Genomic DNA, 22,614 nt, shown 5'->3' with positions numbered 1-22,614 from the left:
GACGATGTTCCGCGAGCTGCGCAAGCTGGGCGCGACGCCGGATCTGGCCGCGCGCATTGCCTGCAACGCAAGAAGCTGGTGGCGCAACAGCGCCATGGGCCTGAACCGCGTGCTGCCCATCATCTTCTTCGACTGTCTGGGAGTCCCGCGATTCTCCTGACCTCAACTTCTCGAACCGCCCGGTGCGGACCCGCATGCCGGGTGGTGTGGGAGGGGCCCGATCAGCGATGATCGGCTCCTATCCCGATTATGTCAGCGCCGCGAGCCGGCCAGGCGCTTCACGACCGCGACCATGCGGTCGACTTCCTCGCAGGTGTTGTAGAACGCGAGCGATGGCCGCACGGTGGTCTCGAGCCCGAAGCGGCGCAGGATCGGCTGTGCGCAGTGGTGGCCGGTGCGCACCGCGATCCCTTCCTGGTTCAGCGCCTTGCCGACCTCGTCGGTGCTGTAGCCGTCGAGCACGAAGGACAGCACGCTGGCCTTGTCCTTTGCGGTGCCGATCAGCCGCATGCCTTTGATGGGCTGCATGTGCTGCGTCGCGTAGTCGAGCAGTCCATGCTCGTAGCGGCCGATGTTCTCGATGCCGATGCGCTCGACGTATTCGAGCGCGGCACCCAGGCCCGCCGCATCGGCGATGTTGCCGGTGCCGGCCTCGAAGCGCGTCGGCGGCGCGTGATAGACGGTGCGCTCGAAGCTCACGTCGGCGATCATGTTGCCGCCGCCTTGCCAGGGCGGCATGTCTTCTAGTACCTCACGCTTACCGTAGACCACGCCGATCCCGGTCGGTCCGAAGATCTTGTGGCCCGAGAAGACGAAGAAGTCGGCGTCGAGCGCGCGCACGTCGACGCGCATGTGCGAGACCGACTGCGCCCCGTCGACCAGCGCGCGCGCGCCAGCGCGGTGCGCGAGGTCGACGATCTGCTTGACCGGCACCACGGTGCCGAGCGCATTCGAGACCTGCGTGACCGAGACGATCTTCGTGCGGTCGTTGAGCAGGCGCTGGTAGTCCTCCAGCAGCACCTGACCCGAATCGTCCACCGGGATGACGCGGATTTTCGCGCCCTTTTCGGACGCGAGCTGCTGCCACGGCACGATGTTGGCGTGGTGCTCGAGGTGCGAGACGACGATCTCGTCGCCCGGGCCGATGTTCTTCGCGCCCCAGCTCTTCGCGACCAGGTTGATCGCCTCGGTGGTGCCGCGCACGAAGATGATCTCTTCGGTCGAACTCGCGCCGATGAAACGCCGCACGATTTCGCGCGCCCCTTCGTAGGCGTCGGTGGCGCGTGCGGCGAGCTCGTGTGCGGCGCGGTGGATGTTCGAGTTTTCGTGGGCGTAGAAGTGCGACAGGCGATCGATGACCGCCTGCGGCTTCTGCGTCGTCGCGGCGTTGTCGAACCAGACCAGCGGGCGGCCGTTGACGCGCTCCTGCAGGATCGGGAAATCGCGCCGGATCGCGTTCACATCGAACGCCGGGCGCGCCGACGGCGCGGCCTGCGGTGGCGTGTTCGCCCCGACGAAGTAGTACGACGGCGCGGCGGCGGTCGGCGCCGTCGGTTGCGCCGGCACGGTCGAGAGGCCGCCGAGCAGCGCGCGCAGCGCGTCTTCGCCAGGCAGGCCGAAGGAGCGCGCGACGAGGCGATCGTCTGCCGGCGCGGTTGATGCAGCCGATGCGGCGTGAGCCTCGGGCACGCCCAGCACAGCGCTGCCGGCACGCCCGTCATACCCGGGCGCGGCGACGAGTGCGTGGTCGGGCACGCCGTTCGGCGCTTGCGCATGCGGCACGAGCGCCTGAATGGAGGCGCCGGCGTTGGCCGCGGTCTGCGGCGAGGTCGGTGCCAGATTCGCGCCGGGCGGCACGGCGCCGAACGGCAGCGCTGCAGGCGTGGCGGGGCCAGCCGTGCCCGGCGGCAAGGACACTCCCGCGGGCTGCGGGTTGGCCGGCACCGGCACACCGCCGGCGGCGGATCGGCCCGGCAGCGTCGCGAAGAACTCGTTCGCCAGTTGCGCCAGCACGGTCACGTCGGGCAGGCCCGACGGCAGCGTCGGGCTCAGGACATTGGTCGTGGACATGTGGCTTACTGTTGGTAGGTGTCCGGGTACTCGTGGTACTTGCCGATTTCCACGTCATCGAGCACTGCCAGCGCGTCCGGCGTCTGCACCGCGAGCGAGCAGTACAGCGAGATCAGGTACGACGCGATCGCGTTGCGGTTGATGCCCATGAAGCGCACCGACAATCCCGGGCTCTGCTCGCCGGCGAGGCCGGGCTGGAACAGACCGACGACGCCCTGGCGCTTGTCACCGACGCGCAGAAGAATGATCTTGGTCTTGCCGTCGGCCACCGGCACCTTGTCGGACGGGATCAGCGGGATGCCGCGCCAGGTGAGGAACTGCGAGCCGAACAGGCTCACGGTCGGCGGCGGCACGCCACGGCGCGTGCACTCGCGGCCGAACGCGGCGATGGCCAGCGGGTGCGTCAGGAAGAAGGCCGGCTCCTTCCACACTTTGGTGAGCAGCTCGTCGAGGTCGTCGGGCGTCGGTGCGCCCGTCAGCGGGTAGACGATCTGTTCGGGCGCGACGCTGGCCAGCAGACCATAGTCGGCGTTGTTGATCAGCTCGCTTTCCTGCTTCTCCTTGATCGTCTCGATCGTCAGGCGCAGCTGCTCCTTGATCTGGTCGTGCGGGCTGCTGTAGAGGTCGGACACGCGGGTATGCACATCCAGCACCGTGCTGACGGCGTTCAGGAAGTACTCGCGTGGCCTCTCGTCGTAGTCGGCGTAGGTCGTCGGCAGCTCGGATTCGTCGCGCTTGGCGCACAAGACCTTCAAGGCCTCGGGGTCCTTGACCTGGTTCAGGCGGTAGATGCCGGCCTCGACCGGCAGCCACTGCAGCAGATGCGTGAGCCAGCGCGGGCTGATGGTCGACAGGACCGGCGCGGTCTTGGTGGCATTGGCCAGCTGACGCGCAGCGTTGTCGCCGAGGGCCAGTTGCACGGGGGTGGTGTCTGCCATGAGGGAGTCCTGTATGCGAAGAGTGAGGATGTTTATGCGGAAATCAGATGAGCGAGTCTCGGGTTCCCGTACCCGGGAATCAACCGGCTATAGACGGCAATTTGGCGCGACCGGGTTCCTGCAGATCACGCAGACGCCGATACCTCGCAGCGCGAGATCAACTCGGAGAGCGGTACGTCCAGCGCGTGCGCGAGCTTGCCGGCCGTGGCGAGCGAGGGCATCGCGGTGGCACGCTCGATCTCGCCCATGTACGAGCGGTTCAGTTGAGCGCGGTGGGCCAGGCGCTCCTGCGACCAGCCGCGTGCCTCGCGAAGTTGCCGGACCACGATGGCGAAACGGCTACTGACGCTGCTCATCGTGCGCCTGAGCCGTGCTGCCTTCGACGACGCTGTCTTCGCGCGTGCTGGCTTGCGCGATGCGGCTGCCCGGCGGCACGCTGCGCGTGAGCCACACGTTGCCGCCGATGATCGAGCCGTATCCGATCGTCACGCGGCCGAGGATCGTGGCGCCGGCATAGATCACCACCTCGTCCTCGACGATCGGGTGTCTGGCGCCGCCCTTTTGAACATGGCCGTCGTCGTCGGTCGCAAAGCGCTTCGCGCCGAGTGTGACGGCCTGGTACAGGCGCACGTTACGGCCGATCAGCGCCGTCTCGCCGATCACGACGCCGGTGCCATGGTCGATGAAGAAGCCGGGGCCGATGGTGGCGCCCGGGTGGATGTCGATGCCGGTCTCGCCGTGGGCCAGCTCGGCGACCAGGCGCGCGAGCAAGGGCACGCCCAGCTTGTACAACGCATGCGCGATGCGGTGATAGATCATCGCGTGAACGCCGGGGTAGCACAGCAAGACTTCGTCGACGCTGCGGGCAGCAGGGTCGCCGTGAAAGGCGGCCAGCACATCGCTGTCGAGCAGTGCGCGAATCCCGGGCAGGGCGGCCCCGAAGTCACGCACGACTTCGAGCGAACGGGCGTCGGCGTGAGCGAGTGCGTCGCTGTCGTGGCGGGCCTGATGGCGCAGTTCCAGACAGACCTGGGGCAACAAGGCGCTGAGCACGGCGTCCAGCGTGTGGCCGACGTAATAGTCTTCGCTCTCCTGGCGCAGGTCTGGAGGACCGAGACGCATCGGAAACAAGGCACCGCGCAACGCGGTCGCGATGGCCGACGTGGCCTCGCGTGACGGCAGCTCACGACCGCCGATGTCGCGTGGACGCTTCTGCGCGTGACGCCACGTCTCGCGCACGTCGCGCAATTGGGCGACGATGGTGGCGAGGTCCATCACCGGGTTCATCAGTCCTGAATCCACGGCAGGCCGCGGAAACGCCAGCCGTCACCGGTGCCTCGTTGTTGCGCATCGCTGAGCTCGCCTTCAAAGCCTTCCAGCACATTGAACACGTGGGCGAAGCCGGCCTTCGTGGCCGCTTCAGCCGCAAGCGCCGAACGCTTGCCGCTGCGGCACAGCAGCAGCACCGGCTCGTCCTTGCGCACCTTGGCCTCGAGCTCGCGCACGAAGCGCGGGTTGCGGGTCAGGCTGGTACCGCTGGCCCAGGCCACATGCGCGACGCCCGGCACGTGACCGACAAACTTGCGCTCCTCGGCCGAGCGCACATCGACGAGCACCGCAGCCCTGGCCTGCACCAGCGCCCAGGCATCGACCGGGGGCACGCTGCCGGCAAAGGAAAGTGCCGCGGTGCGGGCCTCGTGGCGGGCACGCTCCAGAACGGGATGAAGTGAGGTATCGGCGAGCACGGCGGACATGGCGGTCTCCTGATTCGAGGTGCGGCTGGCAGCCGAATGGTGGCTATGGCCAGCAGAAGGTCAGCTTACGGATCTGCCCGTGATGGAGGAACGAAGCAATGCGAGCTTTCATATGCGCAAATCGTTCGAGCCATCGTGTGGTCCCAAGCCTTGCGCTTAATCGATTTGCGCATAAGCAAGTTGAATTTCGGTCGTTTCCTGAACGCGATCGCATCCTTACGATCGACGGTTTCGCCTCTTGGCGAGCTGCCGGTTCCCGATGCCCCTTCATCGCTCCCTTTGCATCCCGCGTCGATCCCTCCTCGGTTTGGCGGTCGGTACCCTGTTGACCGGCGTCGGCGAAAGCGCGCGCGCCGCCCGTCAATCGCTGCTCAACGTCAGCTACGACGTCTCGCGCGAGTTCTACAAGGAATACAACGCGCTCTTTGCTGCGTACTGGAAGAAGACCACGGGCGAGGACGTGACCTTGAACCAGTCGCACGGCGGCTCGAGCAAGCAGGCGCGCAGCGTCGTCGATGGCCTCGAGGCCGACGTGCTGACGATGAACCAGGCCAACGACATCGATGTGCTGCACGATCGCGGCAACCTGATCCCGGCCGACTGGGCCGGGCGCCTGCCGGACAACAGCGCGCCGACCACATCCACCTCGGTCATCCTCGTGCGCAAGGGCAACCCGAAGCAGATCCGCGACTGGGACGACCTCGGGCGTTCTGGCGTCTCGGTGATCATCCCGAACCCGAAGACCTCGGGCAACGGCCGCTATACCTACCTCGCGGCCTGGGGCGCGGCGCTCAAAAAGGGCGTGAACCCGAGCGCCGCGCAGGCGCTGGTGCGCCGCATCTTCGCGAACGTGCCGGTGCTCGACGGCGGTGGCCGCGCGGCGACCACGACGTTCGCGCAGCGCAAGCTCGGCGACGCGCTGGGCACCTTCGAAAGCGAGGTGCCGCTGATCCTGCGCGAATTCGGCAACGAGTTCGAGGTCGTCTACCCGGGCTGGAGCATCCTGGCCGAGAACCCGGTGACGGTGGTCGACAAGGTCGTCGACAAGCGCGGCACGCGCAAGCTCGCCGAGGCCTATCTCAAGTACCTGTGGTCCGACGAAGGCCAGGAGCTCGCCGCGAAGCACAACCTGCGGCCGCGCTCGGCCAAGGTCATCGCGAAGTACGCGAAACAATTCCCCAAGCTGCAGCTGTTCACCGTCGACGAGCTCTTCGGTGGCTGGAAGAAAGCCCAGAAGGACCACTTCGACGACGGCGCCCTGTACGACCAGATCGTCGCCGCCACCAAGCGCTGAAGCAGCCGTGTTCCTGTCTCGCACTCTCCTGAAGCGCCACAGCGTGCTGCCCGGTTTCGACCTGGCGCTCGGCTTCACGCTGCTGTATCTCGGGCTCATCGTCCTGGTGCCGCTGTCGGCGGCGTTCCTGACGACGTTCACGATGACGTGGCCGGCGTTCTGGGAAGCCGTGTCCTCGCCGCGTGTCGTCGCGTCGTACCGGCTGACCTTTGGCGCGTCGCTCGCGGCGGCGCTGCTGAATTCGTTCTTCGGCCTGGTCGTGGCCTGGGTGCTGGTGCGCTACGAGTTCCCGTTCAAGCGCCTCATCGATGCGCTGGTGGACCTGCCGTTCGCGCTGCCGACCGCGGTCGCGGGGATCGCATTGACCTCGCTGTACGCGGCCAACGGCTGGATCGGCCAGTACCTCGCGCTCGCCGGCATCAAGGTCTCGTACACACCGCTCGGCGTGTTCGTGGCGCTGACCTTCATCGGCCTGCCGTTCGTGGTGCGCACGGTGCAACCGGTCCTGGAGGATTTGCAGAAGGAGCTTGAAGAAGCCGCGGCGACGCTGGGCGCGACGCGGGCACAGACCTTCACGCGCGTGATCCTCCCGGTGCTGACGCCTGCGCTGCTGACCGGCTTCGCGCTGGCCTTTGCACGCGCGCTCGGCGAATACGGCTCGGTGATCTTCATCGCCGGCAACATGCCGATGGTGTCCGAGATCACGCCGCTGCTGATCATCACGAAGCTCGAGCAGTACGACTACGCCGGGGCCACGGCGATCGCCGTGGTGATGCTCGTCGCGGCATTCGCGCTGCTGCTCGCGATCAACCTGCTGCAGGCCTGGACGCGCAACCGGCAGGGGCGCTGAACCCATCATGTCGACGACCACGACCACCTTGCCGCGCATGCCCGCGGCGCGCCGATCCGTCTCGCCGCGAACCGCGCTGGCGGCTACTGCCGAGCCCGCATGGGTGCGGCGAACGCTGATCGGCCTGGCGCTCGCGTTCCTCGCGTTCTTTCTGTTCGTGCCGCTCGCGGCCGTGTTCTTCGAGGCCTTCAAGAAGGGCTGGAGCGTGTACCTCGCGGCGATCGTCGAGCCCGATGCGCTGTCGGCGATCTGGCTGACGCTGATCGCAGCGCTGATCTCGGTGCCGCTGAACCTGGTGTTCGGCGTCGCGGCCGCGTGGTGCATCGCCAAGTTCGACTTCCGCGGCAAGAACGTGCTGTTGACCTTGATCGACCTGCCGTTCTCGGTCTCGCCGGTGATCGCCGGGCTGATCTACGTGCTGATCTTCGGCCTGCAAGGCTGGTTCGGCGCCTCGCTGCGCGATCACGATCTGAAGGTGATCTTCGCGGTGCCGGGCATCGTGCTGGCGACGATCTTCGTGACCTTCCCCTTCATCGCGCGCGAGCTGATCCCGCTGATGCAGGCGCAGGGGCAGGAGCAGGAAGAGGCGGCGCGCGTGCTCGGCGCCTCGGGCTGGCAGATGTTCTGGCGCGTCACGCTTCCGAACGTGAAGTGGGCGCTGCTCTACGGGGTGATCCTGTGCAACGCGCGGGCGATGGGCGAGTTCGGTGCCGTCAGCGTGGTCTCGGGCCACATCCGTGGCCAGACCAACACGATGCCGCTGCACATCGAGATCCTCTACAACGAATACCAGTTCGCCGCGGCCTTTGCGGTGGCATCGCTGCTGGCGCTGCTCGCGCTGGTCACGCTGGTGTTGAAGTACGCGGTCGAGCAGCGCGTGAAGAAGCAGAAGCACAGCGCCGCCGAACGCAACGAATGAGGACACGGCCATGAGCATCGAGATACGTAACCTGAACAAGCGCTTCGGCAACACCGTTGTCTGCGACAACCTGAGCCTCGACATCCCGTCGGGCGAACTGGTCGCGCTGCTCGGCCCCTCGGGCTCGGGCAAGACCTCGCTGCTGCGCATCATCGCCGGCCTCGAGCGGCCCGACTCGGGCTCGGTGCTGTTCCACGGTGAGGACGCGACCTTCGACGATGTGCGCGATCGCCAAGTCGGTTTCGTGTTCCAGCACTACGCGCTGTTCGGCCACATGAGCATCTTCGAGAACGTCGCATTCGGCTTGCGCGTGCGGCCGAAGGCATCCCGGCCGACCGAAGCGCAGATCAGGGCCAAGGTGATGGAGCTGCTGAAGCTCGTGCAGCTCGACTGGCTCGCCGACCGCTACCCGCACCAGCTCTCGGGCGGTCAGCGCCAGCGCATTGCGCTGGCGCGTGCGCTCGCGGTCGAGCCCAAGGTGCTGCTGCTCGACGAGCCGTTCGGCGCGCTCGACGCGAAGGTGCGCAAGGAGCTGCGCCGCTGGCTGCGCCGGCTGCACGACGAGATGCACATCACCAGCGTGTTCGTCACGCACGACCAGGACGAGGCGATGGAGGTCGCCGATCGCGTGGTCGTGATGAACCAGGGGCGCATCGAGCAGGATGGCCCGCCCGACGAGGTCTACGACCACCCGGCCACGCCCTTCGTGCTGCAGTTCCTGGGCGACGTGAACCTGTTCCACGGCCGCTTTGGACATGCGCGCGGCGGTTCGACGCCGGCCGCAGACGTGAGCTACGTGCGTCCGCACGAGCTCGAGATCGTTGCCGAGGCGCAGGAAGGCACGCTCGCCGTGACGCTGTCGCAGGCGCTCACCGTCGGGCCGCAGACGCGCATCGAGTTCAAGCGGCTGGACGACGGCAGTTACGTCGATGTCGAGATGACGCGCACCGACTACACGGCCTTGCGCGATCGGCTCGGCTTGAGCAACGGCAGCCTCGTGCACCTGAAGCCGCGGCGCATCACGCGCTTCTCGGCGGGTGCCCACGCACAGGCAGAAACCGAACTCACCGATCCGGCCGCGATGATCTGAAGGTCAGAGTTCGATGCGGGTGCCCGGAGCCGTGGCCATCGCACGCTCGACGACCTCGCGCTTCAGCGAAGACGCAAAGGTCTCGATGAAGTCGTAGACATAGCTGCGCAGGAAGGTGCCGCGACGAACGGCCAGCTTGGTCAGGTTGATCTCGAACAGGTGGCGCGCATCGATCGCGCGCAGGTCGCGGTCGCGCTCGTCGTCGAACGCGATCGAGGCGACGATGCCCACGCCGAGGCCGAGGCCCACGTAGGTCTTGATGACATCCGCGTCCATCGCGGTGATTACCAGGTCGATCTCGATGCCGGCCTTCTCGAAGGCCTCGTCGATGTGCGTGCGCCCGGTGTAGCCCGGGTTGTAGGTAATGATCGGGTACTCGGACAGGCGCTCGAGCGTGAGCGGTGCGCCATCGAGCAGCGCGTGGCCCGGCGGCACGATCACGCTGTGGGTCCAGCGGAAGCAGGGCAGGGCCACCAACGGGTCGTACGTCGCGAGCGCTTCGGTGGCGATGCCGATGTCGGCCTCGCCCGAGATCAGCATTTCGGCCACTTGGTCGGGCGTGCCCTGGTGCAGATTGAGGCTCACCTGCGGATAGCGCTGGCGGAAGTCACGCACCGCGCCCGGTAGCGCGTAGCGGGCCTGCGAGTGGGTCGCCGCGATCGAGAGCCGACCCGATGTCTGCTGCGTGAACTCCTCGCCGGCGCGCTTCAGGCTCTCGGCATCCTTCAGCATGTTCTCGATGATGGGCACGATCAAGGTGCCCACCTCCGTCAGCGAGGTCAAGCGCTTGCCGGCGCGCACGAACAGATCGACGCCGAGCTCTTCCTCGAGTTCGCGGATCTGCCGGCTCACGCCGGGCTGTGAGGTGTGCAGAACCTTGGCCACCTCGGTGAGGTTGAAGCCGCAGCGCAGCGCTTCGCGCACGGAGCGCAGCTGTTGGAAGTTCATGGGTACAAGAATGAGAACCGGCGTTCGAGGCCCGGCGATGGTGAAGCTTGTCGAGCCACGCAGTATTCCGGTAGGTCGTCAATCGAGGAAGCAACAAAAAATGCTTTCCTTATCTGATAAGTGAATATCTCTTCAGCCGTGCACCTTCAGCCTTTCGATGCCTCGCCGGGCGTTTCCGGGCGTGCCGCGCCGGATAGACAGCGAAGTGCACTTTCGCCTTGATGGCTTTGTCGAGACTGAACAGGGTGTGCCTCGCCGCGATCGCCACGCTTTCGAGCGCGACCCCGAGCCCTTGCGTATGCGCTCAGTTCTTCTTCGCAAGGGTCGCGATCGGCAGGACATAGGTCAGCGGGTTGCTGCTGAAACTGACGAAGCCGTGATGCTCGTAGGACGCGGCGGCGGTCTTGTCCTTGGCATCGACAACCAGAGCGAAGACGCCCATGCCTGACTGCATGGCGCGCAGCCCTGCATCCCACAGAAGTGCCACGCCGAGCTGACGCTTCTGGTACGCCAAGCTCACCGCAAGGCGGCCCACGCGTGCGACGGGAACAAGGGGATATCGCGGCAGCTTCTTCACCATCGCTTCGGATAGGTCGGTGAGAGGCACGCTGCCTGCTGCGAGGGTGAAGTACCCAGCGATCGCATTCGTCGCTTCGTCGATGGCGACGTAGCAGGCGCTGGTGCGTCGGCGCATGTCCTGCGACGCTTGCTCTCGCAGGTACTTGTCGAGCGGATCGCTGCCGCAGGCGAAAGCCGCGCGGTCGCATGATCGACGATCTAGAAGCGAAGCTCGGCGCGGTCGACGGCCTCGCAATCCTTGTCTGATGTCATCATCGCTCCGGCCCGCGCGAACGCGACTCGATCTTGTCGCGTCACAAAGTGACAGCTGTCGCGATTTCGCTCGCCAGTGGCATATGTTTGGATTGGAGAGACGGGACGTTGCCATCGCCGTCAGCCTTAGGTGGCCCAGATCCGAATGACACTGCAAGCTTGGATGACGCGCCTGGGCGATCGGCCCAAGCGACATAGGAGTCTGCGTCGACGAACCATTCCCAGATTGGCCACATGCGGCTGCTCCTATGGCACGAGAACCCAACGGCCGTTGTCGATCTTCACAAAGACCTGGGATCGATCGTCGGTGCCGTTGTGGTCGGTCTCGGTAAGGGAAAAGATGGCCTGCGTGCCAACCACGGCGCCGCCCTTCTCGAGTGAATCGCGAAGTGCGGTCCGGAACGAGGCCGTTCCAGGTTGGCCCGCCTTCAGCGCTGCAGGTACCGCCTTGTCAAGCAGGAGGAACGCGTCCCAAAGTGTTGCACCGAACAGTGAACGTGTTCCCGCGCCAAACTTGGCTTCGTACTTTGAGGTGAACTCCACGGCGGGCTTCTTGACGGGATTGGAGTCCGGCAGCTGCTCGGCGACCAGCACGGGGGCAACCGGCAACAGGGCGCCATCGCCGTTGCGGCCGACGAGGCGCAGGAAGTCCGCGCTTGCGACTCCCTGCTGCAAGTAGATTTGTCCCGCATATCCACGGCTCTTCAACTCAAGCAGCGGCAACGCCGCCGGCGAACTCGCCGCAGCAATGAAAACGGCATCCGGACGAGCGGCGATGATCTTCAGGACTTGCGAGGTCACGGAGGTGTCGTTGCCCCCGTATCGTTCGTCAGCGACGATCTTCACGTCGTACTTGCTCGCCAACAGGTTCATCTCGCGGACGAACGACTCTCCATAAGCGTTCGAGAAGGCGACGTACGCGAGTGTCTTGAACTTGCGCGCGCGAATGTCGGCGAAGATTCGCTCGCCCATGGTGGACTCATTGGGGGCCAGCTTGAATGCCCAACGCTTGTCCCCGGCCTGCGGAACGATGATCGTCCCCGATCCCGAGAGGCTGATCAGCGGTGTCTGCGACGCGCCGACAACTGGCAGCACCGCCAGGGACGTCGGCGTGATGGACGTGCCGATGATCGCATCGACATGCAGCTCTTCGACGAAGCGTCGTGCCAGGCGCACCGCCACCGTCGTGTCGCTCGTGTCGTCGGCAACGATGTACTCGACCTTCTGGCCGCCGAGCGTTTTTGGTAGCAGTTCCACGGCATTTCGAGCCGGCGCACCTAACGCGGCGCCGTAGCCCGTCAACGAGATCAGCACGCCGACCTTCAGGTCGGCTTGCGCGGACGCCGCCGACAGCAAGGAGGCGACGACGACGCAAAGGCGGAGCAACATTTTCATGGTCTTGTTTCCAATGCAAAAGGCGCTTCTCGAAGACGTCAGGGCGGCTTTTCAGCTGCGAACGGGAAGGATCGTCAGGGACGATGTGCCATTGGCGATCAGGCGTTCCCGCTCGCCATCGTAGAGTTCCGCGCGGGCGAAGGCCACTTGTCGGCCGATTCGATCCACCCGCGCCACAGCAAAGAGATGCCCTTGCAGCGCTGCCGACTGCATGTTCACGGTCAGGCTGATGGTGGCGCAGGTGGTCCCCGGCTTGAGCTGCGAGAGGAGCGCCATGGCCATGGCCAGGTCGAGCATGGTGGCCAGGGTGCCGCCGCCGACAACGCTATTTCCCTGCGTTGTCGAAAGTGGGGCAGTGAATCGGATGACCAGCTCGCCGTCCTTGCTGTCCACAAGCATGGCGGACAGGCTTGCCAGTGCGGGGTTGATGCCCAGCGGCAGATCGCGGCGCCCGCAAGCGACCGCATCGGCCACAAAGGCGCGGGTCGGGTTGTCCGCTGGTTCGGCCATTGATGCGCTCGACAGGTTCATGGGGCCGCCTGCGGCAGCAGGGAGGCATCCACCAGGGACTCGTAGCTGCTGTCCCCGCCCCGCAGCCCGAGTTCACGGCGCTGCCGGATCAAGAGCTCGACACCATCCCGCGCAGGCATCAGCGAGTCGGGAACCGTGGCGAGCAAGGCCTGAACCGCGATCGCGGGGAAACCTGCCGCGGTCAGAACGCCCAGGGCGCCGTCTTCGTTGGCGCGCTTGCTCGCGCAGGCTGAGGTCAGTCCCGCGAGCCATGAGGTAAGTGCCGGGCGCAACCGCTCGATCGCCGAAGCGCGAACCACCAGCCCCTGGCCCGGAAAGTCGGGGTGATGGTCCTGCACGCGAGCGAGGCGCACGAGCCCCGCCTGCATGCCCATCGAGTCGAAAGGTGGTCCGAGCAGGGTGGCGTCACCCTGCCCGCCGACCAGCGCGTCGAAACGTTCCTTCACGCCGCCGCTAGGGATCAGCCGATAACTGCCACTTTCGAGGCCCGCTGCTGCCAGCAGGTGCCGAAGCGCAACCACGAAGCCGTTGTCAGGCGCGTCCACAAGGATGCTGGCATTGCGCAGGTCGAGCAGTTCGCCGTGACCGGCGCGCGCGATCAGCGTGAGCGGCGTGGTGCGCTCGATCTGCGCGACGATGCGAAAGTCCCGCGGCCCTGCCCGTTGGTTCCAGTCCATGATGTTGTCCATGGCGGTCACGGCGGCATCGATGGTGCCTGCCTGGAAGCGCTCGAACTGCTCGTCGGAAGACTGGTTGCGGCTTGCCTGCAGCAGACCGTCGGGTGTCAGGCCCCAGTGCTCTGCCAGTACCGCGATCGTGGGCGGTACGAACCACATGACTCGCAAGGGTGTTGTCTGCATGGTGTACGGCGCAAAGCGACTTCAATGAACCGGGCTGGCGACAGGCACGGCGGCATGGGGTGCGCCGCGCCGCGCCTGCCAGAAGCAGGCGACACCGATCGACGCGAACACCGCAACGGTCCATCCGATGGTTGCGTAGCCGAAGTTTTGGGCCACTACACCGCCCAGGATCGGTCCGATTGCCGACCCGCTCATGGCCATTACCGGCGTCGCCGCGGGCGCTCGCATGGAAGGATCGTTGCGCGCGAGAAAGCCGAAGATGAACGTGTGGGTAAAGATGAGCACCGCTGGGAAAGCGGCGGCGGCCACGGCGTACAAGGCAAAGATCGGCGACTGGGTGAGCGTCAGACCCAGGACGCCCTGCAGGACGGGCCCCGCCACCATCACGGCTCCTGCTGCGACCTTGCGCTCGAAGATGGCGGCGAGCACGCCGGGGAACAGATTCACCAGACCCACTGCAAGCAGCACGCCCAGAACCTGGTGCTGGCTGAAGCCATGGGCCACGCCGATCCGCTCGAGAAAGCTGAGCATCATCGCGTGGCTCACCGTCATGAGCGTGGTGCCAACCATCGCAAACCAGACGCTGCGAGTCAGCGGGGAATGAACGACGGGCTTGCCAGGCACCAGGGGCTTGCCCTGCCGAGCTGGAAATCCGGCAAGCGCGAACAGCGCCGCGACCAGCATGATCGCGCCCAGGATCAGGAAGAGCAGGGAGCCGCCTTGCGCTTGCACCAGCCTTGGCACTGCGCCCAGGAAGCCGAATGACAGGACGCTCAGCGCGATGAATGCAACGGCCATCAACCGGTGTGGGTTCGCGCTGGATCCCATCGTCGAATGGGCGAACGACAGGCCGCATCCGACCGCCAGGCCACCGAGCACGTGCAGCGCGGCCATCGTGCCGTAGTCCTTCGTGGTCGACAGTGCAAAGAATGCCGCTGCTGCGATCCCGAAGCCGGCCGGCACTGCCAGCGTGCCGCGGATCCGATCGATGCGCGGTGAAAAGAATAGGCTGCTGGCAACCACCGACCCCAAGAACAACGTGGCCAGCGCGCCTGCCCGTTGCGGATCGAGGCCGTACTGACCGATCAGCACGATGCCGACCCAAACGGGCAGGGCAACGATGTCGATCATGCCGGCGCAGTGGCACAGCACAAGTGAAATGCGGCCCTTCAAGCCATCGACGGGTCGGTTCATGGTGTCTCCAAAACGTGCTCGTTCGCAGTCACCGCGTCAGCAGCGTGGCGCGCGCCTGCGCAGCGGTGGCGACCTCGTACCCGAGGTCTTTGATGATCCGGGCCGCCTTCGCGACGAGTTCGGCGTTGTCGCGCGCGAGTTGGCCCGGCGCGACATAAAGGTTGTCCTCGAGCCCGACCCGCACGTGACCTCCGAGGATGGCGGCGATGGCGACCATCGGGAACTGGTCGGGTCCGACACCGAAGGCGCTCCAATGCGCGTCTGGCGGGAGCAGGCGCTGCATTTCAGAAACGACGCCGGGCGTCGCCGGAGCGCCCCAGGGGACGGACATGCAGAGCTGGAAGTAGGCGCTCTTGGGGATAGCACCAGTCGCGATCAAATGGTTCGCCAGGCGCGCGTGGCCGAGATCGAACACCTCGAGTTCCATGGTCACGCCGGAGGCGTCGATCGAGGCGGCCATCTCTCGCAGGTGGTTTGGTGGATTCACGAAGGCCGCTTCGCCGAAATTCATCGTGGCCACGTCCAGACTGCAGATGTCGGGCTTGAGGCTCACGACATGCGCCACGCGCTCTTGCGGCGTCATCAGTTCGGCGTTCGCGATCGGCGCAACCCGGAATGGCGCATCCGTGGGCACCGTCAGCATCGTGCCCGGTCCGGTCGTCAAATTGATCAGGACGTCGCAGCGCGAATCCCGGATCCGCTGCACGACTTCGTCGTAGTACGCGAACTTGGTCGAGGGTTTGCCGGACTCCGGATCGCGCACGTGGATGTGGACGATGGACGCCCCGACGCGCGCGGCATCGATGGCCTGATCCGCGATCTCGCGCGGTGTGACGGGGACCCCGGGGTTCTTCGGCCGGGTGTCGCCCGCCCCGGTGAGGGCGCAGGAAATGATGATGGGAGTTCGCTTGTTCATGGGGTGCTGGCTTGAGGTTGGCGACGGGTTGCTCGAGTCACCGGGACGCGCTCGGCAGAACGACGCCCTGTGCGCCGGGTACTCGAGCCGGCGCCATGGTGGGCAGGAGGAAGCACGCCAGGGCGGGCAGGAGCACCAGCGCGCCGAGCATGTTCCAGAGGAACATGAATGCGAGCAGGATGCCCATGTCGGCCTGGAACTTGATCGGGCTGGCGACCCAGGTGACCACGCCGATGGCCAGCGTCAGGCCGGTCAGCATTACCACCTTGCCGGTGAAGCGCAGGGCATGGAAGTAGGCCTCCGACAGCGACTTGCCCAGCCGCAGCTGCGCGAGCGTGACGGAGAGGATGTACAGCGCGTAGTCGACGCCGATGCCGACGCCGAGGGCGATCACCGGCAACGTGGCCACCTTGACGCCCATCCCGAGCGCCACCATCAGCGCCTCCGCGAGCACCGATGTCAGCATCAGCGGCAGAACCGCCACCAGCACCGCGCGCCATGACCGGAAGGTGACGAAGCACAGCACGACCACGGCCCCGTAGACGAGGAAGAGCATCTGACGCCACGCGTCCTTGACCACGATGTTCGTGGCGGCCTCGATACCCGCGTTGCCGGCCGCCAGCAGAAAGTGCACGTCGTGCGTGTCGTTCTGGCGGGCAAATCCTTCCAGATGCTCGCGCACGCGAGTCAGCGTGTCGGCGCGATGGTCCTTGACGAAGACGTACAGCGTCAGCAGGTTGCACGCCTCGTTGTAGAGGCCGCGGGGTGCCCCGGCCGTCACCGTGTTCAGCATGTCCTGGTTCGGAAGGAACTCGAACCACTTGGGATTGCCCTCGTTCAGCCCGATGAGCACGCGCCGGTTCAGCAGCGCGAGCGTGTTCGTGCTTTCGACACCTTCCAGCTGACGCAGCTCCCATTCCAGCGCGTCGACCCGGTTCAGCGTCTCGTAGGCGGAGCACTGGCCGTCGGGTGTGCGCACCATCACGGCGAGTACATCGCTGGAGGCGCCATAGGCAGTGTTCATGAAGGCGACGTCGCGGTTATAGCGGCTGTCGGGTCGCAGCTCCGGGGCGCCTGGGTCGAGGTCACCGATCCTGAGCTGGGTGCTGGCCGCAAGCCCGGCCGCACCCATCACGGCGGCTACGGCCACGGCGATGGTCGCGTAGCGCTTCTGGGTGAACTTGTCCAACACCGCCCAGAGGGGGTGCTTGGCGGCACCGGGCTGCTCCGCCCCGAGGCTGCGCTGCGCCGCCTTCGCGTCGACGCCTGTGAAACTCAGCAGCACCGGCAACAGGATCAGGTTGGTGAGGATCAGCACGCCGACACCCAAGCTGGCAGCAATCGCCAGTTCACGGATGGCCTGGATGTCGATCACGAGCAGCACGGCGAAGCCGACGACGTCGGCCAGCAGCGCCGTCAATCCGGCGAGAAACAGGCGCCGGAACGTGAGCCGCGCGGCGACCAGCTTGTCCGTGCCCCGGCCGATGTCCTGCATGATGCCGTTCATCTTTTGCGCGCCGTGGCTCATGCCGATGGCAAAGATGAGGAACGGCACCAAGATCGAATAGGGGTCGAGCGCGAACCCGAGCGCCGGCAGCAGCCCCAGCCCCCACAACACCGCCGTCAGCGAGGCGACGAGCACGAGTGCGGTCGACCGGGCGCAGCGCGTGTACCCATAGACCATGCACGCCGCGATCACGACGGCGAAGCCGAAGAAGACCAATACGGAGCGCACGCCTTCGATCAGGTCGCCGACGATCTTGGCGAAGCCGGTGACGTGGATGACCACGCCTTGCGCTTCGTACTGGGTTCGCAGCTGCTCGATCCGCGTGGCGAGCGCGCCGTAGTCGAGTGCGCGGCCCTCGGGATCCTTCGCCAGCAGCGGCACATAGATGACGCTGGAGCGGGCGTCCAGGGCCACCCCTTGGCCGAACTCGCCAGAGCGCGCCAGGTTCGCCTGCAACTGGCCGAGACTCCGCGGTGAGCCGTCGTAGCCGTCCGGAATCACTGGGCCGCCTTCAAGCCCGTCCTCGGTGACGCCGACCCATCGCGTCGTGGGCGTCCAAAGCGACTTCATCTGGTTGCGCGCCACGCCGGGGATGAGGAAGACCTCGTCGCTCAGCCGACGCAGAACGTCCAGGTACTTGGCGTCGTAGATCGTTCCGTTGGGATTGGCGACCGCGATGCGCACCGCATTCCCGAGCCCGCTGAGGTCTCCCTGGTATTTCAGGTAGTTCTGGATGTACGGGTGATGGGCCGGGACGGTCTTCTCGAAGCTCGCATTGAGCTGCAGGCGAGTCGCTTGCCAGCCGAGCACGACGGTGACGAGGGCGCACAGCAGCACGATGAGGCCGCGGTGATGAAAGATTGCGCGCTCGAGGACCGAGCCGGAAGCCGGGTCGAACGGCGTGCTCGAGGCGGCGGCGTCCACTGAAGAATGCATGAGTGAACTCACTTGGCGTTCCCGGCTGCGCCGACGGAAGAGAGGACGTGCACGCCCTGCAGGCTCAGCGCGAGCAGTCTGTCGCCCGGAACGGACAGCACGGCGGTCAGCGGCGGCAACGCGGGAAACGGCAGCACCTGGAGCGAGTCGGCGGTGCCGGTGATCAATTGGCCCGCCTGGCTGACGAGGATGAAGCTGCCGTCCGATCGCAGGCTCGAGCCGGTGATGGCTGCGGGCGAGGGCAATGGCAACTGATGCCACTTGCCGCCCGCATCGGCCGAGCGCCAGACGTTGCCACGCATGCCCGCCGTGACGATGTCCGTTGCCGAGGGCAGTTCGAGCGTGAAGAAGCTGCCCTGGTAGGGCGAGGCCAACCGGCGGAAGCTGCGACCGCCATTCTCGGAGCGCAACAGCAGCCCCTGCTCACCCGCGATCACGACAACCCGGTCGCGGCGCCGAACGGCGTAGAGATGAAGGCTCTTCGGGTTCTCCAGCAGGTCAGACGCGAGCGACCACGTCTTGCCGCTATCGCCTGTGGTCAGTGCCAGGCCGTAAGCGCCGACGACCAGCGCCTCGGTCGGGCTGGAGACGACGAGATCCAACAACGGCTTGTCGGGTCCGTCGGCCGTCATGCGCTCGGCGGCCTTGCGCCGCGATTCATCCCCGCTGCGCTCTGCGGCCTCCCGCATCATGGCGGCGATGGCGCGCCCGTCCAGCAGGCGCGTCCAGGTGAGGCCGCCGTCGTTGCTGCCCAGCACGGTGCCGCCATGTCCGGTGGCGTAGCCACGTTGGGCGTCGGCGAAAGCGATCGCTGTGAGCGTGACGCTGACGGGCACCTGCGCCTGGCGCCAGCTCTGGCCGCGGTCGTCCGAGACCAGCGCCAGCCCCCGCTCGCCCACCGCCACCCAGCGCGCGCCTGCAAGCGCCGCACCCAACAGTACCGCGTGCGACGGAGCGTGCGCCGCCACTGCGGTCCGGTCCAGCGCCGGCCCCACGGGGATGGACCAGGCGTGTCCACACGCGGCGAGCGACGCCAGAAGCGCGCGCCGCTTCATGCCGGTGGCGCTCCAAGCGAACGAGGCCGTGCGGATGCGGGGTTGGCCGGCGCTTGTGGGTGCGACGGGGAGATGCCTATGTCGAGGCTCAACTGAAAGTCTCCATGATTCTTTGAGGCCTGCATTCGCGCCCCGAGCGGGCTGCTGAGCGAGGCTATTTATGATACGGACCGTATCGTCACGATAGTAGGTGCCGGCCGCAGTGGCGTCAATGGGTAGAATCGGCAATTCGCAGACGATTTCACTAGGGAAAACACCATCCGCATTATTAAATGCGAGACGTATAGTTTCGTAAATCAATCACGCGAAGCTGGAGTCACTGTGAAACTCGGAAGATTTGTCGTTCAAGGCCTTGATGGCCCCGTCCAGCGCATCTGCATGGTCCTGCCGGAGCAGTGCCGCGTGATCGACTTGCGTGCCGCGGAAACGCTGCGTCAAGAGGTGCGAGGCGCCAGTCGCGATGCGGCCTTGCGCTACGCCTCGGTCGTGTTCCCGCCGAGCATGTCGGCGGCGATCGCCTTGGGAGAGCAGTTTCTCGAGACTGCGGCCGAAGCGGCTCGGTGCCACGGCGACGATGCGTCGCTGCCGTTCGAGGGCCTGCACTGGGCGCCCGCCTGCGACCCGTCCGTCGTGCGGGACGGCCTGACGTTCGTGAAGCACATCCGACAGTTCCACGAGCGCATGAAGCTCACGCCGGCACCTGCGCTGCTGCAGGTCCCGGGCTACTTCAAGGGCTCGCCGTGGACCGTGATCGGGCACGACGCCGAGGTGCCCTGGCCGGCGCGCGCCGAGAAGATGGACTACGAGCTGGAGATCGGCTGGGTCATCGGGCGCGGGGCCCACAACATCACGCCCGACACGGCGCGTTCGCATCTCTTCGGCGTGACGATCTTCAACGACTTCTCGGCGCGCGACCTGCAGGCCAACGAGTTCGCGATCGGCATGGGTCCGACCAAGAGCAAGGACTTCGCCTACGGCATCGGACCCTGGATCACGACGATCGACGAATTCGCCCGGCTGGACCAGATTCGCATGTCGGTCCGGGTGAACGGCGAGACCTGGGGCGAGGGCGACACCTCCGAGATGCTCTGGAGCGTCGAGGAATTGGTTGCCTACGTCTCCCTCGGCGATCACGTGCAACCCGGCGACGTGATCGGCTCGGGCACGATGGGCAATGGGTCGGCGCTGGAGCTCGGCCGCAGTCTCAACCCCGGCGATGTGGTCGAGCTGGAGGTGGCGGGCGTGGGCGTTCTGCGCAATCGCATGGGCCCGCGCGAGCAGGGCACCTGGTGGCCGACGCCCCGCAAGCCCTTCATGTGAGAGGAGTTGCAGTGAGTTTTTCCCTGGGAACCTTTTCGCAGGCCGACGGCGTGCGATTCGCCGGCTTGTGCTTCGGCGACCGCGTGCTCTCCCTGCGGGTGTTGCATGGGCAGGCGGTCGACTGCGGCGCCCGCTGGTCCGAGGGGGCGACCGTCCTCGACATCTTGCAGGATTGGGAGCGAAACCTGGCGGTCCTGCGCGCACTGGCCGAACGGCTTTCGCCACAGCACGCATCGGCCGTCATCATGTCCAACCTGACGGTCCATCCTCCCGTCGACTTGCCGCGCCAGGTGCTTTGCACCGGGGCCAACTACCGCAAGCACGTGGTCGACCTCACGCTGGACATGGGCGTCGGTCCCGAAGGCCTGCAGGGTGCGGCCTTGCGCAAGTGGGCCGAAGACATGATGGACGAGCGCGCGAAACATGGGGAGCCCTATGTGTTCCCGAAGTTGCCTTCGGCGATCACCGGTGCGTTTGATTCCATCGTGCTGCCTGCCACGACCGAGAAGCCGGACTGGGAGCTGGAGCTCGCCGTCATCATCGGCCGGCCTGCGCGCAACGTGCGGCGCGAAGAGGCGCTCGACTACGTCGCCGGGTACTCGATCGTGAACGATGTGTCGGCCCGGGACCTGATTGCACGCACCGACTACAAGATGCTCGGCACCGACTGGCTGAGGTCCAAGTCGCCGCCGACCTTCATGCCGTTCGGCCCTACGCTGGTTCCAGCTTGCTTCGTGGCAGATCCACAGGATCTCAAGCTCACGCTGAAACTGAACGGCCAGACCATGCAGGACGAGTCCACGGCCGACATGCTGTTCGACGTGGCGCGGCAGATCGAGTACATCACCGCGCATGTGCAGCTCTGGCCCGGCGATCTGATCGCCACAGGGTCGCCTGCCGGGAACGGCACTCACTACAACCGCTTCCTGCGGGACGGTGACGTCGTCGAGTCGGAGATCCAGGGCCTGGGCCAACAGCGCAACGTCTGCACGCGGCAGCAAAGCGCCAAACAAATGTGATGGCGGCACTGCCGCCAAGGAGACAAAAACATGACACACATGAAGCGGGTTCTTGTAGTCGGTAGCGGCATCGGCGGCGCGACCCTGGCGTACACATTGCGCAGGGTCGGGCTTGAAGCGCACTGCATCGACATCAAACCATCGACCCCCAGCACCGGGTCGGGCATCAATCTGATGCACAACACGCTGCGGGCGTTGGGCGGTATCGGCCTGGCCGAACAGTGCACGGACAGCGGCTTTCCCTTCCAGGCCTTCAAGCAGCACGCCGCCAGCGGGCAACTGCTGATGACCAACCCGGCACCCCCCTGCTGCGGCATCCGCCGGCCGGAGCTCGCCCGGATTCTCGAGGCGGCAGCTGAGTCGGCCGGCGCGGTGCTCGAGAAGGGCTTGACCGTCGCCGATCTGGCCGACCGGGGTGACCGGGTGGAAGTCACCCTGTCGGATGGCCGCCAGCAAACCTACGACCTGGTGGTCGCCGCAGACGGCGCCTATTCGAAACTGCGCGACAAGGTTTTCGGCCCGGAACACCGGGTCTGGTTTGCTGGCCAGAGTTGCTGGCGCTTCATCGCTCCGCGTCCGAGCGACGTGGATGCCTTCTGCCTATGGCGGTCCGCTGATGGCAAGCGCACAGTGGGTGCCTTCCCTACGTCCAAGGAGACCTGCTACTTCTTCTTCCTCGAAAGCAGCAAGGAATACATGCACCTGCCGAACGACCAGCTGCACACGCTGCTGTTCGAGCGGCTCGAGGCCTTCAGCGCGCCCGCGGTGCGCGAATCGCTGGCGCACGTGACAGCGCCGAGCCAGGTGATCTTCCGCCCCTTCGACGTCAACCTGGTGCCGGCACCGTGGCACCGGGGGCGGGTGGTTCTGATGGGGGATGCGGCGCATTCGCCTACCCCGCAGATGACGTCCGGCGGTGGCATGGCCATCGAGGACGCGGTGGTCCTCGCCGAATGCCTGGCCCAGACGACGAGCGTGCCAGAGGCGTTGGGGGCCTATGCGAAGCGGCGCTTCGACCGGGTGAAGACCGTGTGGGACGCGTCGCTGCAGCTCTGCAAGTACGAGCAGGAGCCCGTTCCCAACCCGCAGCGGTCCGCGGCCCTGCTGCTGCAGACCTACCAGTACCTCGGTCAGCCGATGTGACCTTCACCCGGTAGTCGTCCATGTTCCCGTACCAGCGTGGCGGG

General features: G+C 66.2%; 21 protein-coding genes and 1 pseudogene. 7 read left to right on the top strand and 15 right to left on the bottom strand.

What is annotated here, in order from left to right; genetic code table 11:
• Positions 1-252: 252 nt before the first annotated feature.
• The 5 genes from AC1DTW_RS25405 to AC1DTW_RS25385 all read right to left on the bottom strand — a co-directional run bounded on the left by AC1DTW_RS25405 (position 253) and on the right by AC1DTW_RS25385 (position 4,762).
• A complete protein-coding gene (locus AC1DTW_RS25405) occupies positions 253-2,070 on the bottom strand; it encodes a family 2A encapsulin nanocompartment cargo protein cysteine desulfurase (protein WP_477984303.1) in 1,818 nt (605 codons plus the stop codon).
• A gap of 5 nt (positions 2,071-2,075) precedes the next feature.
• Positions 2,076-3,008 (bottom strand): family 2A encapsulin nanocompartment shell protein, encoded by a 933-nt coding sequence (locus AC1DTW_RS25400; RefSeq protein ID WP_477984301.1) that lies wholly within the window; start codon positions 3,006-3,008, stop codon positions 2,076-2,078.
• 125 nt (positions 3,009-3,133) lie between these two features.
• A complete protein-coding gene (locus AC1DTW_RS25395) occupies positions 3,134-3,364 on the bottom strand; it encodes a helix-turn-helix domain-containing protein (protein ID WP_477984299.1) in 231 nt (76 codons plus the stop codon).
• Entirely contained in the window at positions 3,348-4,283 is a 936-nt protein-coding gene (epsC, locus tag AC1DTW_RS25390; protein WP_477984297.1) for a serine O-acetyltransferase EpsC, read from the bottom strand. The genes AC1DTW_RS25395 and epsC overlap by 17 nt, the downstream gene beginning before the upstream one ends.
• A gap of 11 nt (positions 4,284-4,294) precedes the next feature.
• On the bottom strand, positions 4,295-4,762 hold the full coding sequence (locus AC1DTW_RS25385; protein ID WP_477984295.1) for a rhodanese-like domain-containing protein: 468 nt from the start codon (positions 4,760-4,762) through the stop codon (positions 4,295-4,297).
• 259 nt (positions 4,763-5,021) lie between these two features.
• Between AC1DTW_RS25385 and AC1DTW_RS25380 the strand changes: the two genes are divergently transcribed.
• Genes AC1DTW_RS25380 through AC1DTW_RS25365 form a run of 4 tightly spaced genes read left to right on the top strand, consistent with a single transcriptional unit; the run spans position 5,022 to position 8,915 of the window.
• A complete protein-coding gene (locus AC1DTW_RS25380; RefSeq protein WP_477984293.1) occupies positions 5,022-6,056 on the top strand; it encodes a sulfate ABC transporter substrate-binding protein in 1,035 nt (344 codons plus the stop codon).
• Between the two features lie 7 nt (positions 6,057-6,063).
• On the top strand, positions 6,064-6,906 hold the full coding sequence (gene cysT / locus AC1DTW_RS25375) for a sulfate ABC transporter permease subunit CysT (protein ID WP_477984291.1): 843 nt from the start codon (positions 6,064-6,066) through the stop codon (positions 6,904-6,906).
• A 37-nt stretch (positions 6,907-6,943) separates the two neighbouring features.
• On the top strand, positions 6,944-7,825 hold the full coding sequence (gene cysW / locus AC1DTW_RS25370; RefSeq protein ID WP_477984305.1) for a sulfate ABC transporter permease subunit CysW: 882 nt from the start codon (positions 6,944-6,946) through the stop codon (positions 7,823-7,825).
• Between the two features lie 10 nt (positions 7,826-7,835).
• On the top strand, positions 7,836-8,915 hold the full coding sequence (locus AC1DTW_RS25365) for a sulfate/molybdate ABC transporter ATP-binding protein (RefSeq protein ID WP_477984289.1): 1,080 nt from the start codon (positions 7,836-7,838) through the stop codon (positions 8,913-8,915).
• 3 nt (positions 8,916-8,918) lie between these two features.
• Here AC1DTW_RS25365 and AC1DTW_RS25360 read toward each other — a convergent pair whose 3' ends face one another.
• The 10 genes and pseudogenes from AC1DTW_RS25360 to AC1DTW_RS25315 form a co-directional block, all read right to left on the bottom strand.
• The gene (locus AC1DTW_RS25360; RefSeq protein ID WP_477984287.1) at positions 8,919-9,863 is read right to left on the bottom strand and encodes a CysB family HTH-type transcriptional regulator; all 945 of its coding nucleotides are present in this window, start codon (positions 9,861-9,863) and stop codon (positions 8,919-8,921) included.
• A gap of 109 nt (positions 9,864-9,972) precedes the next feature.
• A pseudogene (locus AC1DTW_RS25355) lies at positions 9,973-10,167 on the bottom strand (hypothetical protein); the annotation flags it as partial.
• Positions 10,168-10,557: a GNAT family N-acetyltransferase gene (locus tag AC1DTW_RS25350; RefSeq protein ID WP_477984285.1), complete on the bottom strand. Its 390-nt coding sequence runs from the start codon at positions 10,555-10,557 to the stop codon at positions 10,168-10,170.
• A 383-nt stretch (positions 10,558-10,940) separates the two neighbouring features.
• A complete protein-coding gene (locus AC1DTW_RS25345) occupies positions 10,941-12,089 on the bottom strand; it encodes an ABC transporter substrate-binding protein (protein WP_477984283.1) in 1,149 nt (382 codons plus the stop codon).
• Between the two features lie 51 nt (positions 12,090-12,140).
• Entirely contained in the window at positions 12,141-12,620 is a 480-nt protein-coding gene (locus AC1DTW_RS25340; RefSeq protein ID WP_477984281.1) for a PaaI family thioesterase, read from the bottom strand.
• On the bottom strand, positions 12,617-13,456 hold the full coding sequence (locus tag AC1DTW_RS25335) for an ABC transporter substrate-binding protein (protein WP_477984279.1): 840 nt from the start codon (positions 13,454-13,456) through the stop codon (positions 12,617-12,619). The genes AC1DTW_RS25340 and AC1DTW_RS25335 overlap by 4 nt, the downstream gene beginning before the upstream one ends.
• A gap of 45 nt (positions 13,457-13,501) precedes the next feature.
• Positions 13,502-14,674: an MFS transporter gene (locus AC1DTW_RS25330; protein WP_477984277.1), complete on the bottom strand. Its 1,173-nt coding sequence runs from the start codon at positions 14,672-14,674 to the stop codon at positions 13,502-13,504.
• A 28-nt stretch (positions 14,675-14,702) separates the two neighbouring features.
• A complete protein-coding gene (locus AC1DTW_RS25325; RefSeq protein WP_477984275.1) occupies positions 14,703-15,590 on the bottom strand; it encodes a beta-keto acid cleavage family enzyme in 888 nt (295 codons plus the stop codon).
• Positions 15,591-15,627: 37 nt separating this feature from the next.
• The gene (locus AC1DTW_RS25320) at positions 15,628-18,033 is read right to left on the bottom strand and encodes an efflux RND transporter permease subunit (RefSeq protein ID WP_477984273.1); all 2,406 of its coding nucleotides are present in this window, start codon (positions 18,031-18,033) and stop codon (positions 15,628-15,630) included.
• 8 nt (positions 18,034-18,041) lie between these two features.
• Positions 18,042-19,088 (bottom strand): WD40/YVTN/BNR-like repeat-containing protein, encoded by a 1,047-nt coding sequence (locus AC1DTW_RS25315; protein ID WP_477984271.1) that lies wholly within the window; start codon positions 19,086-19,088, stop codon positions 18,042-18,044.
• Between the two features lie 402 nt (positions 19,089-19,490).
• On the opposite strand from AC1DTW_RS25315, the gene AC1DTW_RS25310 reads away from it, so the two are divergent.
• From AC1DTW_RS25310 to AC1DTW_RS25300, 3 genes are read left to right on the top strand one after another with little or no spacing between them, the layout of a single operon-like run.
• Positions 19,491-20,408 carry a fumarylacetoacetate hydrolase family protein gene (locus AC1DTW_RS25310; protein WP_477984269.1) on the top strand — a complete coding sequence of 306 codons (918 nt, stop codon included), beginning with the start codon at positions 19,491-19,493 and terminating at the stop codon, positions 20,406-20,408.
• An 11-nt stretch (positions 20,409-20,419) separates the two neighbouring features.
• On the top strand, positions 20,420-21,427 hold the full coding sequence (locus AC1DTW_RS25305) for a fumarylacetoacetate hydrolase family protein (RefSeq protein ID WP_477984267.1): 1,008 nt from the start codon (positions 20,420-20,422) through the stop codon (positions 21,425-21,427).
• Positions 21,428-21,457: 30 nt separating this feature from the next.
• Entirely contained in the window at positions 21,458-22,570 is a 1,113-nt protein-coding gene (locus AC1DTW_RS25300; RefSeq protein WP_477984265.1) for an FAD-dependent monooxygenase, read from the top strand.
• Positions 22,571-22,614 lie beyond the last annotated feature (44 nt).

The organism is Rhizobacter sp. P5_A1 (assembly GCF_056400745.1).
This window is presented reverse-complemented; position numbering and strand designations above follow the sequence as displayed.